The organism is Mediterraneibacter hominis (assembly GCF_014287475.1).
In the GTDB taxonomy this organism is placed as follows: Bacteria; Bacillota; Clostridia; order Lachnospirales; family Lachnospiraceae; genus Mediterraneibacter; species Mediterraneibacter hominis.
The window spans coordinates 654,792-672,971 of record NZ_JACOPF010000001.1 but is presented as its reverse complement, the minus strand read 5'-3'; the positions used below and the strand labels follow the sequence as shown (position 1 = coordinate 672,971).

Genomic DNA, 18,180 nt, shown 5'->3' with positions numbered 1-18,180 from the left:
CTTTTGTATTGTCTCTTACGGCTACCTGGTAGGAGGCAGTGCTTCTAATAAGGATTTTGGAGGTAGTTCACATGGAATTACAAAAAGAGAAAAGGGCAGAGTTTATATCTGAACAACTAATATGCATTGGATTGGAGGGAGAGCTATGGGGATTCGAAACGCAGAAGGCTATATGGATGTAGTGCCATATCATGCAATTGCAAATATAGAACGTGAGATGAAAGCAGAGTCAAAGATTGGTTTTCGTCCATTGATTTATATTTGTGCTCCTTTTTCAGGAGACATTGAGGCAAATAAAGAGAAGGCAGCAGCATTTGCAGAGTACGCATATCAGAATGGTTGTATTCCGGTAACGCCGCATTTGTTGTTTCCATTTATGAATGATGAAAGTAAGCACGAACGTGAACTGGCACTTCATATGGATTTGGTTTTGATGGGGAAATGCCAGGAGGTGTGGGTTCTGTCAGAACATATTACTGCAGGCATGAATGCGGAAATTGAGAAGGCACAGCGACGCAGACAGGCGGTGCGCTATTTTAGAAATGATTTTACGGAGATGAAATGTTTATGAGACCACTGGCAATCGCATATGGGAATAACCGACAGGCAAAGACATGGACGAATAAAACGATTACCTTTGATGAATTGAAAGAACGTCTGAAGGTTACGATTCGTACGCCGGAATCAGCAGAAGAGTATGCAAAATTTAACAAAGCAAAACGTGATACCGTGAAAGATCACGGTGGTTTTGTCGCAGGTGCATTAAAAGGCGGAAGAAGAAAAATCGATACGGTGGAGCTTCGTTCCATGCTTGCCCTTGACGGTGACCGTATCGATAAAGCATTTTTAGAAAATTATGATGCAAATACACCATATACATCTTTGCTTTATACCACACACAGCAGCACGAAAGAGCATCCAAGGGTGCGTTTGATATATCCATTAACTCGTGATGTGACATCGGAGGAGTTTGTTGCTGTTTCCAGATATTTGGCAGAAATGCTCGGTATCGACTATTTCGATGAATGTTCCTATCAGCCCAATCAGTTAATGTACTGGCCATCCACACCATCCAATGGACTCTATGTGTTTAAAGAGGTAGAGAAAGAGTGGCTGAATCCGGATGATATTTTATCAGCACACCCGGAATGGCCAGATCCGACCAGACTCCCGACATCTTCCAGAGAAAGCCGTGCAAATACGACACGAATGGCAGAAGTGAAAGATCCGCTTGGGAAGGATGGCACAGTCGGATTGTTCAATCGTACTTATTTTCCAATTCATCGTGCCATTGAAAAATTCCTTTCTGATGTGTATGAGCCAACGGATAACGAAAACAGATATCACTATATTCGGTCTTCCAGTATGGCAGGTGTGGAAATTATTGAGAAAGGCAAGTTTGCTTATTCCCATCATGCAAAAGATCCTGCTTATTTGAAACTTTGCAATGCTTTTGATCTGGTTCGTATCCATAAGTTCGGTGACGATGACAGCAAGAAATCATTCAATGCTATGTGTGAGCTGGCAATGGAGGATGACGAAGTGAAACGTTTTGCTATGGAAGAAAAATTATTGGAAGCGAAGATGGACTTTGCAGATTCTGACAGTGACTGGATGACAAAACTTAAGTATCAGCCAAGAACAGGGCTTTTGGAGAACAGTGTTTATAATCTGAATCTTATCCTTAACAATGATCCGGATTTCCAGAACTTTGCTTTCAATGAACTGGCAAATCGTATCCAGATTACGGGACCGCTTCCTTGGGAGCGCCCGGAAGGGAACTCTTTCTGGCGAGATGCAGACACAGTGCAGCTAAAGTCCATCATTGACATCCGATATTTGGCATTTTCCAGCCGTAACCATGATGTTGCTTTTACGAAAGCGGCAGATGACAGACATTTTCATCCGGTTCGTGACTATTTGAACAGTCTGCCGGAGTGGGATGGTGTGAAGCGGGTGGAAGATTTGTTTATTAAATATTTACAGGCAGAGGATACGGAGTATGTTCGCACGGTTACCAGAAAGACTTTTGCGGCAGCAGTGGCAAGAATTTATGTTCCGGGAATCAAGTTTGACTGTGTTCCGGTTTTGGATGGTGATCAGGGAATCGGTAAGTCCACGATAGTAAAGGATTTGGTATCTCCGGAATATTACTCAGAAACATTATCCCTGACAGATATGGATGATAAGTCCGGTGCAGAAAAACTCCAGGGATTCTGGGCAGTAGAAATCGGAGAACTGGCAGGTATGAAAAAAGCCGACATCGAGAAAGTGAAAGCATTTCTTTCCACCTGCGATGACAAGTACAGACCATCTTATGGGAGAGTGGTGGAATCCTACCCACGCCAGTGTATTATCATTGCTACGGTTAATGGAGAGCGTGGATATTTGCGTGATATCACAGGCAATCGCCGTTTTTGGATTATCAAGCTTCATCAGAAGAAGCAGAAAAAGACCTGGAACTTTACACCGGAGTTTCGTGCTCAGTTTTGGGCAGAGGCAAAAGAGATTTGGAAATCCGGGGAGAAGTTGTACTTGGAAGGTGATGTTCTGCCAGAAGCTGAAAAGATGCAGCAGTCTGCCATGGAAGTGGACGAGCGTGTCGGTATGGTGGAAGAGTATTTGAATACCATGCTGCCATATGATTGGGATTCTATGGATCTGTTCCAAAGAAGAAATTATCTGCAAGGCACAGAGTTTGGAACGCCCGCCTATAAAGGCTGTGAACTTCGCACGGAGGTCAGCAATGCAGAAATCTGGTGCGAATGTTTCGGCAAGTCTCTGCAGGAATTAAAGCCGACAGACAGTTACAGTATTGCGGCACTTATGAGTCAGATCGGCGGTTGGGAGCGAACCACTATGATCAAGCGTCAGCCAATTTACGGCAGGCAGCGACTTTACAAGTTTGGAGGTTAGGAACACAAGAATGCGTCACAACACAACGATTTCCTTTATATTCAAAATCAAATTCATTCTATATAGAAAAGATTTGTGCATGTACACATGCGCAAGAAATATATAGGAAATGGTTGTGAAGATGTGTTCCTTGTGTCAGTGAAAGATATGAGAGAACGATTTATAGAAAGAAAATTTGTGGAGGCAGTAAAGAAAAAGGGCGGTTTCGCACCAAAGTTTGTAAGTCCGGGCTTAGATGGCATGCCTGACCGCATTGTGCTGTTTTCAATTGGTAAGATCGCTTTTGTTGAATTAAAGGCGCCTGGAGAAACCATGCGTCCACTGCAAGTAAGGCGCAAAAGACAGTTGGAAGAACTCGGCTTTTCGGTTTACTGCGTAGATGATATTTCACAGATCGATAATGTGATTAAAGAGATTGGAGGTGATGCCCGATGAAGTTCGTACCACATGATTATCAGCAGTATGCAATTGATTTTATAAAGAATAACGAAATAGCTGCAGTCTTTTTGGATATGGGCTTGGGTTAATATGGTAAGACAGTGATTACTCTGACGGCACTTAACGACCTTATCTTTGACAGCTTTGAAGTGTCAAAAGTATTGGTGATTGCACCGCTGAGAGTGGCAAGAGATACCTGGCCAACAGAGCTGAAGAAATGGGATCACCTAAAGGATTTGCGATACTCCGTTGCAGTTGGAACGGAAGCAGAAAGGAAAGCAGCATTAAAAGCGAAAGCAGAAATCTATATTATCAATCGAGAAAATGTAGATTGGCTTGTGAATAAGAGCGGTGTTTCATTTACTTTTGATATGGCGGTGATTGACGAATTTTCTTCTTTTAAGAGCCACCAGTCAAAACGATTTAAGAGTCTTCTGAAAGTAAGACCTTTTGTAAAAAGAATTGTTGGCTTGACCGGTACACCTTCCAGTAATGGATTAATGGATCTTTGGGCACAGTTTCGCATTCTTGATTTTGGAAAGAGACTTGGAAGATATATTACGCACTACCGTAATGCATTCTTTCTTCCGGACAAGAGAAATGGTGAGCGTATTTTTACCTATAAACCAGCGACCGGTGCGGAAGAACAGATTTATAAGAGAATATCGGACATTACAATCAGCATGAAGTCTTGTGATTATTTGACTCTTCCGGAATGTGTGATGAATGAAGTTCCTGTATTTATGAATGAGAAAGAGATTCAAATTTATGAAACTTTTCGTGAAGATATGGTGGCAAAGATTAGGGATGAAGAAATTGATGCCGCCAATGCTGCAGTTCTTTCAGGAAAACTTCTGCAGATGGCAAATGGCTGTATCTACGATGAAGAAAAAAGAGCATGGCAGATTCATGACAGAAAACTGGATGCTCTGGAGGATTTGATTGAAAGCGCCAATGGGAAGCCGGTCCTTGTTGCGTACTGGTTTCAGCATGATCTTGCCAGAATCAATGCCCGATTCTCTGTGCGTGAAATTAAAACATCGAAGGATATTGCAGATTGGAATGAAGGTAAGATTCCTGTTGCAGTAATTCATCCTGCGTCTGCTGGTCATGGGTTAAATCTTCAGGCAGGAGGATCTACTTTGATATGGTTTGGACTTACCTGGTCTTTGGAACTTTATCAGCAGTGCAACGCCAGACTTCACAGACAAGGGCAAACGGATACGGTAGTGATTCATCACATTATTGCCAAAGGGACTATTGATGAAGATGTAATGGCAGCACTTTCCAGAAAAGAGAAGATTCAGAATGCTTTGATCAATGCAGTGAAAGCAAAACTGGAGGTGAGAGCATAATGGACGCATATGAAAAGCTTGCGAATACAATTATTCTCCAGGCAGTGAAAGATTGGAGAGCGGCAAGAAGGAAACTGAAAAGAAAACCGCAGAATGAAAGTGCTAGAATTGAATTGGGAAATTGCGAGAGATTCTTCCATTCCGAATGGTTTACGACACTGACAGATGTGGATGGAGAAGTGATTCTCCGGAAATTATATGAGGAGGATGGCAGATGACGGCGAAAGAATATTTAAAACAGGCGTATCGCCTTGATCACAGAATTGATTCGGATATTGAAGAACTGGGAAGGCTGCGAGAGATGTCTGCAAATATTTCTGCTCCTGCGATGGGAGATAAGGTTCAGACAAACCGCAGCACCGATGCTCCTTTTGTAAAGTGTTTGGAAAGAATCTATGAGCAGGAAGAAAAGATAAACGCTGAGATTGATATGCTGGTTGACCTAAAAAATGAAATCAGGAATGTGATTGATACGGTCAGTAACACAGATGAGAGAATGGTTCTTCGTTATCGATACATCCACAATTATACCTGGGAGCAGATTGGAGATGAACTGGGAGCAGATTCCCGTACCGTCAGAAGATGGCATGGAAAAGCACTGACACATGTGGAACTTCCGGAAAACCCGCTAAAAATATAAAACGCCCGAAATGTCCATATTTGTCCTAAAATGTCCAACTCCACTATGTGATATAGTAGAATCAGTAAAAAAGTACAATGAACCAGCCTTGTGGGAGAAAATTCCTGCGAGGCTTTTCTTATGCCCTGAATGAGGAGGTGAACGAGAAATGCCAAGAAAACCGAAGAGACCGTGCAGTTATCCAGAATGCCCGGAACTTACAGAGAGAAGGTTTTGTGAGAAGCATGAAAAGGAAGAGAACAAACGCTACGAGAAGTACGACAGAGATCCTGCTGTACGCCGTAGGTACGGCAGAGCTTGGAAACGAATCCGAGATAAATATGTAAGCGAACATCCTTTTTGTGAAGTCTGTTATGATAAGGGAATTCTTGTGGAGACAGAGGAAGTCCACCATAAGATTCCGTTGTCTAAAGGAGGAACCCATGAGAGAAGCAATCTGATTGCTCTTTGTAAGTCATGCCACGCAAGAATCCATGCAAAGAATGGTGACCGTTGGCACAACCGATAGGGGAGGTCACTTCTCTACAGGAAAGTGCTTAGGGCAACGGGGTGGGGGTCACACGCACAAAAAGCAGAAATCAAACGGGGGATTAACCCTTGTGCAGAAAGGATGTGTAAAAATGGCGAAAGATGGTACAAACCGAGGCGGTGCAAGAGTCGGTGCCGGGCGAAAACCGAAGGCCTTGGTGGATAAAATTAAAGACGGTGACGCAGCTCAGGTGATAGAACTGCCATCACCGCCCACTTTTGAAGGTGCAGATGTTCCGCCAGTAAAGGAATATCTGAAAGCAAAACAGAAGATGGGAAAGGACTTGTGTGCAGAAGAAGTGTACAAGGAAACATGGCTTTGGCTGAAGGAACGAAGCTGTGAGAAATTAGTAAATCAGCAGCTGATTGAACAGTATGCTATGAGCGTTTCCAGATGGATTCAGTGTGAACAATGTATTTCAGAGTATGGGTTTTTAGCAAAACATCCGACTACAGGAAATGCCATTGCCAGTCCATATGTGGCGATGAGCCAAACATATATGAAACAAGTGAATCAGGTGTGGTATCAAATTTTTCAAGTGGTAAAAGAGAACTGTTCTGTAGAATGGCAGGGCGGCACACCGCAGGATGATGTGATGGAACGCTTATTAAGAACCAGGAAGGGAATGTAGCTATGGTTGAGAAAGTAAATCCGAGCCATCCGGATAAGGTGGCAGACCGAATTGCAGGAGCGATTGTGGATTTGGCTTATAAAGCAGAAAAGAATCCGAAGATTGCAGCAGAAGTTTTGATTGGACATGGCATATGTCATGCGATTATTGAAACAACAGCCGGTATCAATAAAAATGCAGTGAAAAGCGCCATTAAGCGTATTGCAGGAAGAGTAAAATGTGATATTGTAATAGTTCCGCAGGATGAGCATTTGTCTCAGAATCAGTCTAAAGGTTTCCGTTGTGGTGATAATGGTATTTTTAAGGGAGTGCCACTTACAACCGAACAGAAACAGATGTCGAAAATTGCGAAAGAAATCTACAGCCGATATCCTTATGATGGAAAATACATTTTGGATGAAGCGAGACTGATTATCTGTCAGAGCAATGTAAAAAGTGAAGAACTGCGGCAGAGATATTATTACGCAGAAGTGAATCCGTTGGGAGATTGGACCGGTAGCATCAATGTGGATACCGGAGCAACGAATAGAAAACTTGGTTCTGATATGGCTGATTCCGTAACTGGCGGTGGGCTTCACGGAAAGGATTTATCCAAAGCTGATGTATCAGTAAACATCTATGCATTCCTAAAAGCACAGAGAATTGGAAGACCAGTCAATCTTTGCTGTGCGATTGGAGACGATACGATTGATGGGCTTCCATATTTTGAAATCGTAAGACAGGCAAAAGAATATATAGACTCCATTGGTGGATTTGAGAAATTCGCTGAATGGGGTCTTTTTTAGTGGAGGTGCAGCATGGGGAAAACAACAACAGAAATGAAACTGGTGAAAATCTCTAAACTGATTCCATATATCAACAATGCCAGAACTCACTCTGGGGAACAGATCAATAAGCTACGTTCCTCTCTTCGTGAGTTTGGTTTCATCAATCCCGTTATCATTGACAGAGATTACAATGTGATTGCCGGACACGGAAGAATCGTGGCTGCAAGGGCAGAGGGAATTGAAGAAGTACCTTGTGTATTTGTAGATTATCTGACCGAGGCACAGAAGAAAGCATACATCCTGGCAGACAACCGAATGGCTATGGACGCAGGATGGGATGAAGAACTGCTGCGGGTGGAAATTGAAGCATTACAGGCTGAGACTTTTGATATTGGACTGACCGGTTTTGATGAGAAAGAAATTGCAGACCTTTTTGCATCCGATGATGATGTGGAAGACGATGACTTCGATGTAGAGGCAGAACTGGAGAAGCCGGCCTTTACAAAGTTAGGAGATGTGTGGAACCTTGGCAATCATCGCCTTATTTGTGGGAACTGCACCAAGGAAGAAACCTATCAGATTCTGATGGAAGAGAAGAAAGCAAACCTTGTTGTAACAGATCCTCCTTACAATGTGAACTACGAAGGAAGTGCCGGAAAAATCAAAAACGACAACATGGCAAATGATAAATTCTATCAGTTCTTGTTTGAAGCTTATACTTGTATGAATAAGGCTATGGCCGATGATGCAAGTATTTATGTGTTCCATGCAGATACCGAAGGACTGAATTTCAGAAAGGCATTTGCAGATGCAGGTTTTTATCTTTCGGGAACCTGTATTTGGAAGAAGCAGAGTCTTGTGCTTGGCAGAAGTCCATATCAGTGGCAGCATGAATCGTGTCTGTTTGGATGGAAACAGAAGGGGAAACATCAATGGTATTCCGGCAGAAAGGAAACGACCATCTGGGAATTCGATAAGCCAAAGAAGAATGGTGATCATCCAACCATGAAACCAATTCCTCTCATTGCTTATCCGATTAAGAATTCCAGTATGACAAACTGTATCGTTTTGGATCCGTTTGGTGGAAGTGGTTCTACACTGATTGCTTGTGAGCAGACAGAGCGAATCTGCAGAACCATTGAATTGGATGAAAAATTCTGTGATGTCATCGTAAAAAGATATATTGAGCAAGTTGGAACAGCGGAAAATGTGTTTGTAATTCGTGATGGTTTGACGGTTTCGTATAATGACTTACAGGTTTGTGCCGAAGAAAAATAGTTCACATTCTTTGGATATATTACTTGCTATTTATGTGCTTTAGAGTGATATATGTACTACCAAAAAAGAAGGAGGCACAGATCATGAAGATTATTTACAGTTTAAAAGAGAGAAAACCCTTTGTACAGGCATTGGAGGAAATTACAGGGACAAAATCCGTGTACAAGAAACCACCGACATTTGCATATGAGGTTGGCAGCATGACCATTACCCGTGATGGTGATTTGGAATTTGATGACAACGTGGATGCAGATTCTATGAAAAATGTTTTGAATGAACTGGAGAAGAGGGGATTTGCGGCAAAGGAAAATCCTTATCTTAAGACGCAGGAATTTTTTTCGGAAGAAAAATCTTTTTTAGAAGAAGAACATTTGGAATCTGACAATCAGGAAGATGCACCAGAGAAAGAAGACATCGGTTCTACAGTATCAATGCCAAGAAAATATTTTAATGACCAGGCGCTTACAAGGCTTGAAAATTTGATAAGTTCCAAACAGACTTTAATCAAAAAGGCGTTGGAGATTGAGGATCTTCCAATCAAGGTGGAAGATGAAAAAGTAAGTTTCCCTTGGTTTGAGATCAAACCCACGGATGAAGATGCCGTTGCCGCTTACAGCCATTTGATTTATGCACTTTGTGAGATGGCAAAAAATCAAAATCGAATCAATGCAGCAGAAAAAGAAGTTGAGAATGAAAAATACACATTCAGATGTTTTCTTTTAAGATTGGGATTTATTGGTGAGCAATATAAAAAAGAGAGAAAGATATTGCTTCAAAATCTCAGCGGTTCAGCAGCATTTAAAAATAATAAAGATAAGGGTGGTGTACATGAGGTTTCCGAGCAAATCGATAGTCGAGAAAATTAAAGCAGAGTATCCATCTGGGACACGAGTGGAACTTGTAAAGATGGATGACATACAGGCACCGCCGGTAGGCACGAAAGGCACCGTCACAGGTGTGGATGATATCGGTTCCATTATGGTCAGGTGGGATAATGGAAGTGGATTAAATCTTGTATATGGCGAGGATATTTGTAAAAAATTATAGAATGATTGTTGGGGAGAGGTTCAGATATCTTTCCCTTTTATACATGGAGGAATAATGTGAGGAAACTGAAAAAATATAAGCCAACAAAGTTCATGGCGAAGGATTCTGCATATAGCCAAGAACTGGCGGATTATGCAGTTTCCTTTATTGAGTGCCTGTGTCATACAAAAGGGACATGGGCGGGAAAGCCATTCGAACTGATTGACTGGCAGGAACAGATTATTAGAGATGTGTTTGGAACTATCAAGCCAAATGGTTACAGACAGTTCAACACAGCCTATATTGAGATTCCTAAGAAGATGGGGAAATCAGAACTGGCGGCAGCAGTCGCACTTTTGCTTACCTGTGGAGATGGGGAAGAAAGGGCAGAAGTTTATGGATGTGCGGCTGACCGGCAGCAGGCTTCCATTGTATTTGAGGTTGCAGCTGATATGGTTCGGATGTGTCCGGCATTGAATAAGAGAGTGAAAATATTGGCATCCCAGAAGAGGATCATTTATCAGCCGACAAACAGTTTTTATCAGGTGTTGTCGGCGGAAGCCTATTCTAAGCATGGTTTTAATATCCACGGGGTTGTGTTTGATGAGCTGCATACACAGCCGAACAGGAAGTTGTTTGATGTTATGACGAAGGGTTCCGGGGATGCCAGAACACAGCCGCTTTATTTTCTGATTACAACAGCAGGTACTGACACAAACAGTATCTGCTATGAAACCCATCAGAAAGCAAAGGATATTATTGAGGGACGAAAGATAGATCCGACATTCTATCCTGTAATTTATGGTGCGGATGAAAATGATGACTGGACAGATCCCAAGGTATGGAAGAAAGCCAATCCGTCTCTGGGGATTACGGTCAGTATGGATAAGGTACAAGCCGCTTGTGATTCTGCAAAACAAAATCCGGGAGAGGAAAATGCTTTCAGGCAGCTTCGACTAAACCAGTGGGTAAAACAGGCAGTCCGATGGATGCCCATGGAGAAATGGGATGCCTGTGCGTTCCATGTAAATGAAGACGATTTGGAAGGACGTGTATGTTATGGTGGTTTGGACTTATCCTCAACCACAGACATCACGGCTTTTGTATTGGTATTTCCGCCAGAGGATGAAGATGATAAATATGCAATCCTGCCTTATTTTTGGATTCCGGAGGAGACATTGGAACTGCGAGTCCGTAGAGACCATGTTCCTTATGATGTTTGGGAAAGACAGGGATATCTGCAGACCACGGAAGGAAACGTGGTTCATTATGGATATATTGAAAAGTTCATAGAACGATTGGGCGAGCGTTTCAACATTCGTGAGATTGCATTTGACCGCTGGGGAGCAGTGCAGATGGTTCAGAATCTGGAAGGTATGGGATTTACGGTAGTTCCGTTTGGACAAGGGTTCAAAGATATGAGTCCGCCGACAAAAGAATTGATGAAGCTTACACTGGAAAAGAAGCTGGCTCATGGCGGACATCCGGTGCTTCGCTGGATGATGGATAATATTTTTATTCGAACAGATCCGGCAGGAAACATTAAAGCAGATAAGGAAAAATCTACAGAGAAGATTGATGGTGCCATTGCAACGATTATGGGACTGGATAGGGCGATTCGTTGTGGAAATTCAAATACAGAAAGTGTTTATGATTCCAGAGGCATTTTGTTCATATAAGTAGGGAACATTTCAAGATGTTTGTTGTTGAAAATGTTCCCTATGAAGATTCGCTATTCAATTTATCGAGTAAAACAGTTGTTGTGCTTGATGCGATATGTACACGTTACTTTTTGAGTAATGCCCGTTTCCTTTGATTTGTTTCGTAGTCGCGTTCACCTTTAGCGAAAGCCGAACAGCAAAGAAAATCGCATTTGGCATCTCCTTTTGGAGTGGTATGGATGATGAAAACATAACTATCAATCACCAGATGACTGGCGATTAGGTAATCTGCCTTAATGTTGGTGATAAAAGGGTACATTCGAGGCATGAAGGAATAAAGATTAAAATCATGATCCAAGGAATGTTTCAAATGGATGAGTGCTTCTAATCGGGGCTTAATCATTTCCTCATATTGTGCTGCTTTTTGAATTTGTTCAAAAGTTATTTTCCCTTCAAGAATCCGCTCTGCAATTTTAGCAGAGGAATAGTTTGGAAGGGAGATGTCTTTCGTGTATTGAAAACCGGCCAGATGTGGATAGCCTCATTGGAAAACGTGAGGTTGATAGGATACAAAGTCTTTTTGTAGCCATACACGAACTGGTAACGGTATTCAGTTAGCTCTTTCCACGCCAATGCGGATTGTTTTAAAATGTCCATTTTGTACAGCCACCTTTGGTAAAAATTAAAGGACCTTGCGTGAGCAAGGCCCCATAAAAGCGTTTTCTTTCAGCTCCGAAGAACCTATTCGGTTTGAGGTTATCGCATAACCCAAGGTCTGGCTCCACAACCGGCTGCATGCCGACACAGTCAATTGCTTCATAACCAACGATAGCTGATCTCGTCGCTATCCTCTATAAATATTATAGCATAAAATAGATTCAAGTCAATAACCTGAATTTATTTTGGGAGATGCACGGATTTGTGCATCTAATATATTATATGGAATCAGATGAAAAAATGTCAATGAAAAATTTGGAAACAAACAAGGAGTGAAATAATCATGGGAATTTTAACAGGGATTTTTAAAGCAAGGGATAAACCACAAAATGCTACATCTGGAAGTGCATACCGATTTTTTATCGGTGGCAGTTCCAGTGGGAAGAATGTCAATGAGCGTTCAGCCATGCAGATGACAGCGGTGTATTCCTGTGTGCGTATCTTATCAGAGGCGGTGGCAAGCCTTCCGCTTCATGTTTACAGATACAACGGAGAAGGTGGTAAGGAAAAGGCGGTGAAACACCCGCTTTATTTTTTGCTCCATGATGAACCGAATCCGGAAATGACATCCTTTGTGTTCAGAGAGACTTTGATGACACATCTGCTCCTTTGGGGAAATGCGTATGCCCAGATTATCCGTAATGGCAAAGGGGAAATCATTGCATTGTATCCGCTGATGCCGAACCGGATGATTGTGGACAGGGATGAGAAAGGACAGCTTTATTATCAGTACAACACCAGTAAAGATGATGCACCGACCGTGAAAGGAAGTGTTGTTAATCTGAAACCGTCGGATGTGCTTCATATCCCAGGTCTTGGGTTTGATGGACTGGTTGGGTATTCGCCTATCGCAATGGCGAAGAATGCGATCGGTATGGCCATTGCCTGTGAGGAGTATGGTGCAAAGTTCTTTGCCAATGGTGCGGCACCAAGTGGTGTGCTGGAGCATCCGGGTACGATTAAAGATCCGGCAAGATTAAGAGAAAGCTGGACAGAAACTTTTGGTGGAAGTTCTAATGCCAATAAAGTTGCGGTTCTGGAAGAAGGAATGAAGTACACACCGATTTCCATCAGTCCGGAACAGGCACAGTTTTTAGAAACAAGAAAATTTCAAATCAATGAAATCGCTCGAATTTTCCGGGTTCCTCCACATATGGTCGGGGATTTGGAAAAGTCGAGCTTTTCTAATATAGAGCAGCAGTCTTTGGAGTTCGTGAAATATACCTTAGACCCTTGGGTTGCAAGGTGGGAACAGGAGATTGTTCGTTCCCTATTTTCCGCAGATGAGAAGACGGGGTATTTTGTCAAGTTCAATGTGGATGGATTGCTCCGTGGCGATTATCAGAGCCGTATGAATGGTTATGCCATCGGCAGACAGAACGGCTGGATGAGCGCCAACGATATCCGGGAACTTGAAAATCTTGACCGTATTCCGGAAGAGGGAGGCGGCGATCTGTACCTGATCAACGGGAATATGACCAAATTAAAAGACGCAGGAGCTTTCGCAGGAGGCCCCGAAAAGTCGTGACTTTTTGGGGAGAGGACGAGCTACGGAATGAGGGAGATTTCGCAGTTGTGCGGAAGCGAGTGATATGAAGCAAGTAAGGACGAGGGAAAGGAGGAAAAACAAAGTGAAGAAGTTTTGGAAGTGGAAGAACCAGCAGGTTTGGAATCAGGAGACACAGACGGAAACGGTGGAGAGAACACTGTTACTAAATGGCACCATCGCAGAGGATAGCTGGTTTGATGATGACATCACACCGCAGATGTTCAAGGAAGAATTGATGGATGGGAAGGGTAATATTACAGTCTGGATCAATTCGCCCGGCGGAGACTGTGTGGCTGCTGCCCAGATTTACAACATGCTCCGTGAGTATGAGGGGAAGGTCACAGTCAAGATTGACGGGATTGCAGCATCCGCAGCTTCAGTCATTGCAATGGCCGGTGATACGGTGCTGATGTCTCCAGTATCCATGATGATGATTCACAATCCGATGACCATTGCTTTTGGTGATTCCGGGGAGATGCAGAGAGCCATTGATATGCTTTCCAGTGTAAAAGATTCCATTATCAATGCCTATGAGTTAAAAACCGGAATGTCCAGAACCAGACTGGCACACCTCATGGACGCGGAAACATGGATGGATGTAAATAAGGCGATTGAGCTTGGTTTTGCAGATGAAATTATCCAGAGAAATGGTGCTGTGGATGAGTTGGAAGTGCCACAGGTATCCATGCTGTATTCAAAAACTGCGGTGGTCAATTCCTTAATGGATAAGATTGCCGAGAAGTGCCGAATCCAGCAGGAAAATGAAACTGAAAACAGTAACAAAGTCAAAGTCGATTCGCTGATGAGTCGGCTTCATTTAATGAAAAATTGGAGGTAATCTACTATGACTATTTTAGAACTGAGAGAAAAGAGAAACAAAGCATGGGAAGCTGCGAAGGCTTTTGTGGAAACAAAACGTGATAAGGATGGTCTGTTGTCTGCTGAGGATGCAGCCACTTATGGGGAAATGGAGCAGAAGGTACAGAACTATTCTGCCGAGATCGCACGCATGGAAGAGATGGAGGCTATGGAAGCAGAGCTGAATAAACCTGTGAACACGCCGATTACCGGTAAGCCTATGAATGGCGGAAAGGATACTGAAAGGAAGACTGGTCGTGCTTCCGACGAATATAAGGAAGCAATGCTTCATGCGATCCGCAACAACTTCCGGAACATCAGAAACGTGCTTTCTGAGGGGATTGATGCGGATGGAGGCTATCTGGTACCAGAGGAATACGATTCCAGATTGATTGAAGGTCTGGAGGAGGAAAATATCTTCCGTAAACTTGGAACCACGATTACTACAAGCGGGGAACGTAAGATCAACATTGCCGGTGCAAAACCTGCGGCGGCATGGATCGATGAGGGCGAAGAGCTTACGTTTGGTGATGCGAAATTCAGTCAGATCAATCTGGATGCCCATAAGCTTCATGTAGCTGTGAAGGTTACAGAGGAACTTTTGTATGACAATGCCTTTGGGTTGGAGAATTACCTGATCCGTCAGTTTTCCAAAGCACTGGCAAATGCAGAAGAGGATGCATTCCTCAATGGAGATGGCACCGGCAAGCCTCTTGGTATTTTTGCCGAAGAGGGCGGTGGTGAGATTGGAGTGACTACTGCGAGCGCAACAGACATTACAACGGATGAGATCATCAATCTTGTGTATGCATTGAAGCGCCCGTACCGTAAGAAAGCAAAGTTCATTATGAACGATGCGACCATTGCAGTAATTCGTAAGCTGAAAGATGAAAACGGGCAGTATTTATGGCAGCCTTCCCTGCAGGTTGGAGAGCCGGACAGACTCTTGGGCTATGAGGTGATGACTTCTGCATATGTTCCTACCATTGCAGCGGGTAAACCTGTTATTGCCTTTGGTGATTTCAGCTATTACAACATTGGTGACCGTGGAGTCCGTTCTTTCGCAGAACTGAAAGAACTGTTTGCCGGAAACGGTATGGTTGGTTTTGTTGCAAAAGAACGTGTGGATGGTAAGTTAGTGCTTGCCGAAGCGGTTCAGGTGCTTAAGATGGGTGCCTAAGATTGACAGAATGGTGGTGTCGGCTACGGCTGGCACCATTTAAAAATGCACCAAATTGTTGCTTAACAAAATGAAAATGTTCTGAAACGGAACATAAGCGTCGAAATGTGACGCAAGACGGAGGTGGAATTGTGGTAATCACACTGGAAGAAATGAAGAATTATCTTCGTGTGGACTTTGAGGATGATGATATTCTGCTCAGAAATATCATGGAATCCGCCCAGACCTTATGTATGGATGTGGCAAGAATCGCAGATGAGGCTGCTTTTGAAGAAGAACCTTGTGCCAGGATTGCAGTCATGTATGCGGTTGCCTATCTGTATGAGCACAGGGAAGAGGCAGACCACCATGCACTGACCTTATCACTCCGTTCCTTACTCTTCGGCTGCAGACAGGAGGGGTTCTGATGAAGATAGCTTTGCTGAATGAAAAAATCCTGTTTCAGAAGAGTGCTGTGGTTTCCGATGCCATTGGGAATCGTAAGGATAGCTGGGAGGATTATTACTCCTGTTTTGCAACGATTGGCGGGGAAGGCGGAAATGAGAAATCAGAAGCAGGGCAGACGGTAGATGATGCAAGCATTACATTTAGTGTTCGGTATTGCAGTCAACTTGTGGACATCATGTCCACGGGTTTCCGTATCCTGTTCCGAGGGGAGATTTACAACATTCTTTCCGTAGACCATAGGAATTATAAGAAGAAATCGTTGAAATTCCGATGTGAGAAAGCGAGGCGGTAAGGATGGCATCTACAGTAAATATCAATGAAATGGCGGATGTGATCATGCAGGGATTGACAGAGTATGCTGAGCTTGCCGCAGATGATATGAAAGAGGCTGTGAAGCATGCCAGTACCACCGTTCGTAAAGAGATTAAGGCGAATGCTCCGGAAGATACCGGAAAGTATGCGAAGAGCTGGGCTGCCAAAAAGGTCAGGGAGACATCCCAGACGCTGACCATGGTGGTTCATTCTAAGAACCGGTATCAGCTGGCTCATCTTCTGGAATATGGCCATGCGAAAAGGAATGGCGGGCGTGTTGAGGGAAGAGCGCATATTGCACCGGCGGAACAGCAGGGGATCCGTCAGCTGCAGGAAGAGATAGAAAGGGCACTCGGAGGTTAGTGTATGGAAGAATTATTGCAGATATTAAATGAAACGAAGATTCCTTTTGCATACCATCACTTTGCAGAGGGGGAATCACCGGAGCCGCCGTTTATCTGTTATCTGCTTCCGGGAAGCAATCACTTCTCTGCGGATGGCAAGGTCTATTACAAGATCAATGAGGTTCATATAGAACTGTATACGGACTGCAAGGATTTAGCGGCGGAACAGAAACTGGAGGATGTGTTGGATGAACACGGTATTTTTTACAATAAATCCGAGACTTGGATTGAAAGCGAAAGGCTTTATGAAGTTTTGTATATGTTTGAATGGGAGGTTTAAGAGATGGCAGAGAAGAATAATAAGGTGAAATATAATCTGAAAAATGCGCATTATGCGCTGCTTACCATTGCGGAGGATGGGGAGGTCTCTTTTGGGACACCGACACCGGTTCCGGGTTCGGTATCCATTTCACTGGATGCCAATGGGGAGCCGGAGAATTTTTATGCGGATGGCATTGCCTATTATGTGATCAACAATAACATGGGTTATGAGGGCGATTTGGAACTGGCGCTGATCCCGGAGAGCTTCCGTACGGAGGTTTTGAAGGAGGAACTGGATGATAAGGGAGTCCTGATCGAGAATGCACAGGTGGAATTGGAATCCTTTGCACTGCTGTTTGAGTTTGACGGCGATCAGAGACATATCCGCCATGTGCTTTATAACTGTGCTGCATCCCGACCGGGGATTGAGGGCCAGACTAATGAAGATACCAGGGAAGTGCAGACGGAGACGCTGACCATTAAGGCGACACCGCTTTCCAATGGTTTTGTGAAAGCGAAAACCGGAAATACCACAGATGCAACGGTCTACAATGACTGGTATAAATCGGTGTATATGCCGACAATCGCAGAAGCGGAGGAAGGAGATATGGCATAATGAGTTTGATGAAACAGATCGAGATTGATGGGAAACAGGTGGCTTTTAAGGCATCTGCAGCGATTCCTAGGATTTACCGTATGAAGTTCCAGAGGGATATATATAAAGACCTGAAGGCATTGGAGAAATCCATTGTCGAGGGCAGTGAGGAAAGTTCCAATCTGGATATGTTTTCTTTGGAGATGTTTGAAAATATTGCATTTGTCATGGCGAAACATGCGGATGCATCCATCCCGGATACACCGGAAGAGTGGCTGGATGGGTTCAATACCTTTTCTATTTATCAGGTGCTTCCGCAGCTGATCGAGCTGTGGGGACTGAATGTAAAAACGGATGTGGAGGCTAAAAAAAACTTCGCCCGACAGACCGTGAGATGACAACACCATTATTCCTGCTAAGGTGCGTACAGTTAGGTCTGTCGATGGCAGATTTGGAGCTGCTGTCGATAGGCCTTATCAATGATATGTATGCGGAAAGCCGGAATGATGAGTGTAAATATGTGCAGCTAGCGACGCAGGAGGATTTTGATAAGTTCTAATTGTAGGAGATTTTTCTCCATGCTATAATTACGAGTAGGGAGAGGATTGCTTTTTCG

Annotated in this window: 22 protein-coding genes and 2 pseudogenes; 23 read left to right on the top strand and 1 reads right to left on the bottom strand. The window is 43.5% G+C overall.

Going from position 1 to position 18,180, the window contains the following annotated elements; all coding sequences use genetic code 11:
* The first annotated feature begins 145 nt into the window (after window positions 1–145).
* From H8S37_RS03205 to H8S37_RS03145, 13 genes and pseudogenes are all read left to right on the top strand, one after another.
* Complete coding sequence (locus tag H8S37_RS03205) at window positions 146–571, top strand: DUF7768 domain-containing protein (protein ID WP_186874592.1); 426 nt, start codon at window positions 146–148, stop codon at window positions 569–571.
* Entirely contained in the window at window positions 568–2,916 is a 2,349-nt protein-coding gene (locus tag H8S37_RS03200; protein ID WP_186874591.1) for a virulence-associated E family protein, read from the top strand. Before H8S37_RS03205 ends, H8S37_RS03200 begins: the two co-directional genes overlap by 4 nt.
* Before the next feature lie 147 nt (window positions 2,917–3,063).
* A complete protein-coding gene (locus H8S37_RS03195) occupies window positions 3,064–3,351 on the top strand; it encodes a VRR-NUC domain-containing protein (RefSeq protein ID WP_186875753.1) in 288 nt (95 codons plus the stop codon).
* Window positions 3,348–4,709: pseudogene (locus H8S37_RS03190) on the top strand (SNF2-related protein). Before H8S37_RS03195 ends, H8S37_RS03190 begins: the two are co-directional and overlap by 4 nt.
* The gene (locus tag H8S37_RS03185; protein WP_207723873.1) at window positions 4,709–4,927 is read left to right on the top strand and encodes a hypothetical protein; all 219 of its coding nucleotides are present in this window, start codon (window positions 4,709–4,711) and stop codon (window positions 4,925–4,927) included. Before H8S37_RS03190 ends, H8S37_RS03185 begins: the two are co-directional and overlap by 1 nt.
* Complete coding sequence (locus tag H8S37_RS03180) at window positions 4,924–5,349, top strand: sigma factor-like helix-turn-helix DNA-binding protein (protein WP_186874590.1); 426 nt, start codon at window positions 4,924–4,926, stop codon at window positions 5,347–5,349. The genes H8S37_RS03185 and H8S37_RS03180 overlap by 4 nt, the downstream gene beginning before the upstream one ends.
* 148 nt (window positions 5,350–5,497) lie before the next feature.
* Complete coding sequence (locus H8S37_RS03175) at window positions 5,498–5,857, top strand: HNH endonuclease (RefSeq protein ID WP_186874589.1); 360 nt, start codon at window positions 5,498–5,500, stop codon at window positions 5,855–5,857.
* A 112-nt stretch (window positions 5,858–5,969) separates the two neighbouring features.
* Window positions 5,970–6,509 carry a P27 family phage terminase small subunit gene (locus H8S37_RS03170; RefSeq protein WP_186874588.1) on the top strand — a complete coding sequence of 180 codons (540 nt, stop codon included), beginning with the start codon at window positions 5,970–5,972 and terminating at the stop codon, window positions 6,507–6,509.
* 2 nt (window positions 6,510–6,511) lie between these two features.
* A complete protein-coding gene (locus tag H8S37_RS03165) occupies window positions 6,512–7,294 on the top strand; it encodes an S-adenosylmethionine synthetase N-terminal domain-containing protein (RefSeq protein ID WP_186874587.1) in 783 nt (260 codons plus the stop codon).
* Window positions 7,295–7,306: 12 nt separating this feature from the next.
* A complete protein-coding gene (locus tag H8S37_RS03160; RefSeq protein WP_186874586.1) occupies window positions 7,307–8,554 on the top strand; it encodes a site-specific DNA-methyltransferase in 1,248 nt (415 codons plus the stop codon).
* Between the two features lie 83 nt (window positions 8,555–8,637).
* The gene (locus H8S37_RS03155) at window positions 8,638–9,420 is read left to right on the top strand and encodes a virulence protein (RefSeq protein ID WP_186874585.1); all 783 of its coding nucleotides are present in this window, start codon (window positions 8,638–8,640) and stop codon (window positions 9,418–9,420) included.
* Window positions 9,383–9,601: a DUF4314 domain-containing protein gene (locus tag H8S37_RS03150; protein WP_186874584.1), complete on the top strand. Its 219-nt coding sequence runs from the start codon at window positions 9,383–9,385 to the stop codon at window positions 9,599–9,601. The genes H8S37_RS03155 and H8S37_RS03150 overlap by 38 nt, the downstream gene beginning before the upstream one ends.
* Window positions 9,602–9,693: 92 nt before the next feature.
* Window positions 9,694–11,259: a terminase TerL endonuclease subunit gene (locus H8S37_RS03145; RefSeq protein WP_186875751.1), complete on the top strand. Its 1,566-nt coding sequence runs from the start codon at window positions 9,694–9,696 to the stop codon at window positions 11,257–11,259.
* A 106-nt stretch (window positions 11,260–11,365) separates the two neighbouring features.
* On the opposite strand, the pseudogene H8S37_RS17685 reads toward H8S37_RS03145, so the two are convergent.
* Window positions 11,366–11,898: pseudogene (locus tag H8S37_RS17685) on the bottom strand (PBECR4 domain-containing protein).
* Between the two features lie 343 nt (window positions 11,899–12,241).
* Here H8S37_RS17685 and H8S37_RS03135 point away from each other — a divergent pair.
* The 10 genes from H8S37_RS03135 to H8S37_RS03090 all read left to right on the top strand — a co-directional run bounded on the left by H8S37_RS03135 (window position 12,242) and on the right by H8S37_RS03090 (window position 18,123).
* The gene (locus H8S37_RS03135; protein WP_186874583.1) at window positions 12,242–13,486 is read left to right on the top strand and encodes a phage portal protein; all 1,245 of its coding nucleotides are present in this window, start codon (window positions 12,242–12,244) and stop codon (window positions 13,484–13,486) included.
* 64 nt (window positions 13,487–13,550) lie between these two features.
* Window positions 13,551–14,345: a head maturation protease, ClpP-related gene (locus H8S37_RS03130; protein ID WP_207723872.1), complete on the top strand. Its 795-nt coding sequence runs from the start codon at window positions 13,551–13,553 to the stop codon at window positions 14,343–14,345.
* Window positions 14,346–14,351: 6 nt separating this feature from the next.
* Window positions 14,352–15,545 carry a phage major capsid protein gene (locus H8S37_RS03125; RefSeq protein ID WP_186874581.1) on the top strand — a complete coding sequence of 398 codons (1,194 nt, stop codon included), beginning with the start codon at window positions 14,352–14,354 and terminating at the stop codon, window positions 15,543–15,545.
* 131 nt (window positions 15,546–15,676) lie between these two features.
* Window positions 15,677–15,952, top strand: coding sequence for a head-tail connector protein (locus H8S37_RS03120; protein ID WP_186874580.1), 276 nt, complete (start codon window positions 15,677–15,679; stop codon window positions 15,950–15,952).
* Window positions 15,952–16,284 (top strand): phage head closure protein, encoded by a 333-nt coding sequence (locus tag H8S37_RS03115; RefSeq protein WP_186874579.1) that lies wholly within the window; start codon window positions 15,952–15,954, stop codon window positions 16,282–16,284. The genes H8S37_RS03120 and H8S37_RS03115 overlap by 1 nt, the downstream gene beginning before the upstream one ends.
* Window positions 16,285–16,286: 2 nt before the next feature.
* Window positions 16,287–16,667: an HK97 gp10 family phage protein gene (locus tag H8S37_RS03110; RefSeq protein WP_186874578.1), complete on the top strand. Its 381-nt coding sequence runs from the start codon at window positions 16,287–16,289 to the stop codon at window positions 16,665–16,667.
* A 3-nt stretch (window positions 16,668–16,670) separates the two neighbouring features.
* Window positions 16,671–16,988, top strand: a complete 318-nt coding sequence (locus tag H8S37_RS03105) for a hypothetical protein (RefSeq protein ID WP_186874577.1) — start codon at window positions 16,671–16,673, stop codon at window positions 16,986–16,988.
* Window positions 16,989–16,991: 3 nt separating this feature from the next.
* Complete coding sequence (locus tag H8S37_RS03100) at window positions 16,992–17,585, top strand: major tail protein (RefSeq protein ID WP_186874576.1); 594 nt, start codon at window positions 16,992–16,994, stop codon at window positions 17,583–17,585.
* A complete protein-coding gene (locus H8S37_RS03095; RefSeq protein ID WP_186874575.1) occupies window positions 17,585–17,962 on the top strand; it encodes a hypothetical protein in 378 nt (125 codons plus the stop codon). Before H8S37_RS03100 ends, H8S37_RS03095 begins: the two co-directional genes overlap by 1 nt.
* Window positions 17,959–18,123, top strand: coding sequence for a hypothetical protein (locus H8S37_RS03090; protein ID WP_186874574.1), 165 nt, complete (start codon window positions 17,959–17,961; stop codon window positions 18,121–18,123). The genes H8S37_RS03095 and H8S37_RS03090 overlap by 4 nt, the downstream gene beginning before the upstream one ends.
* The last annotated feature ends 57 nt before the right edge of the window (window positions 18,124–18,180 follow it).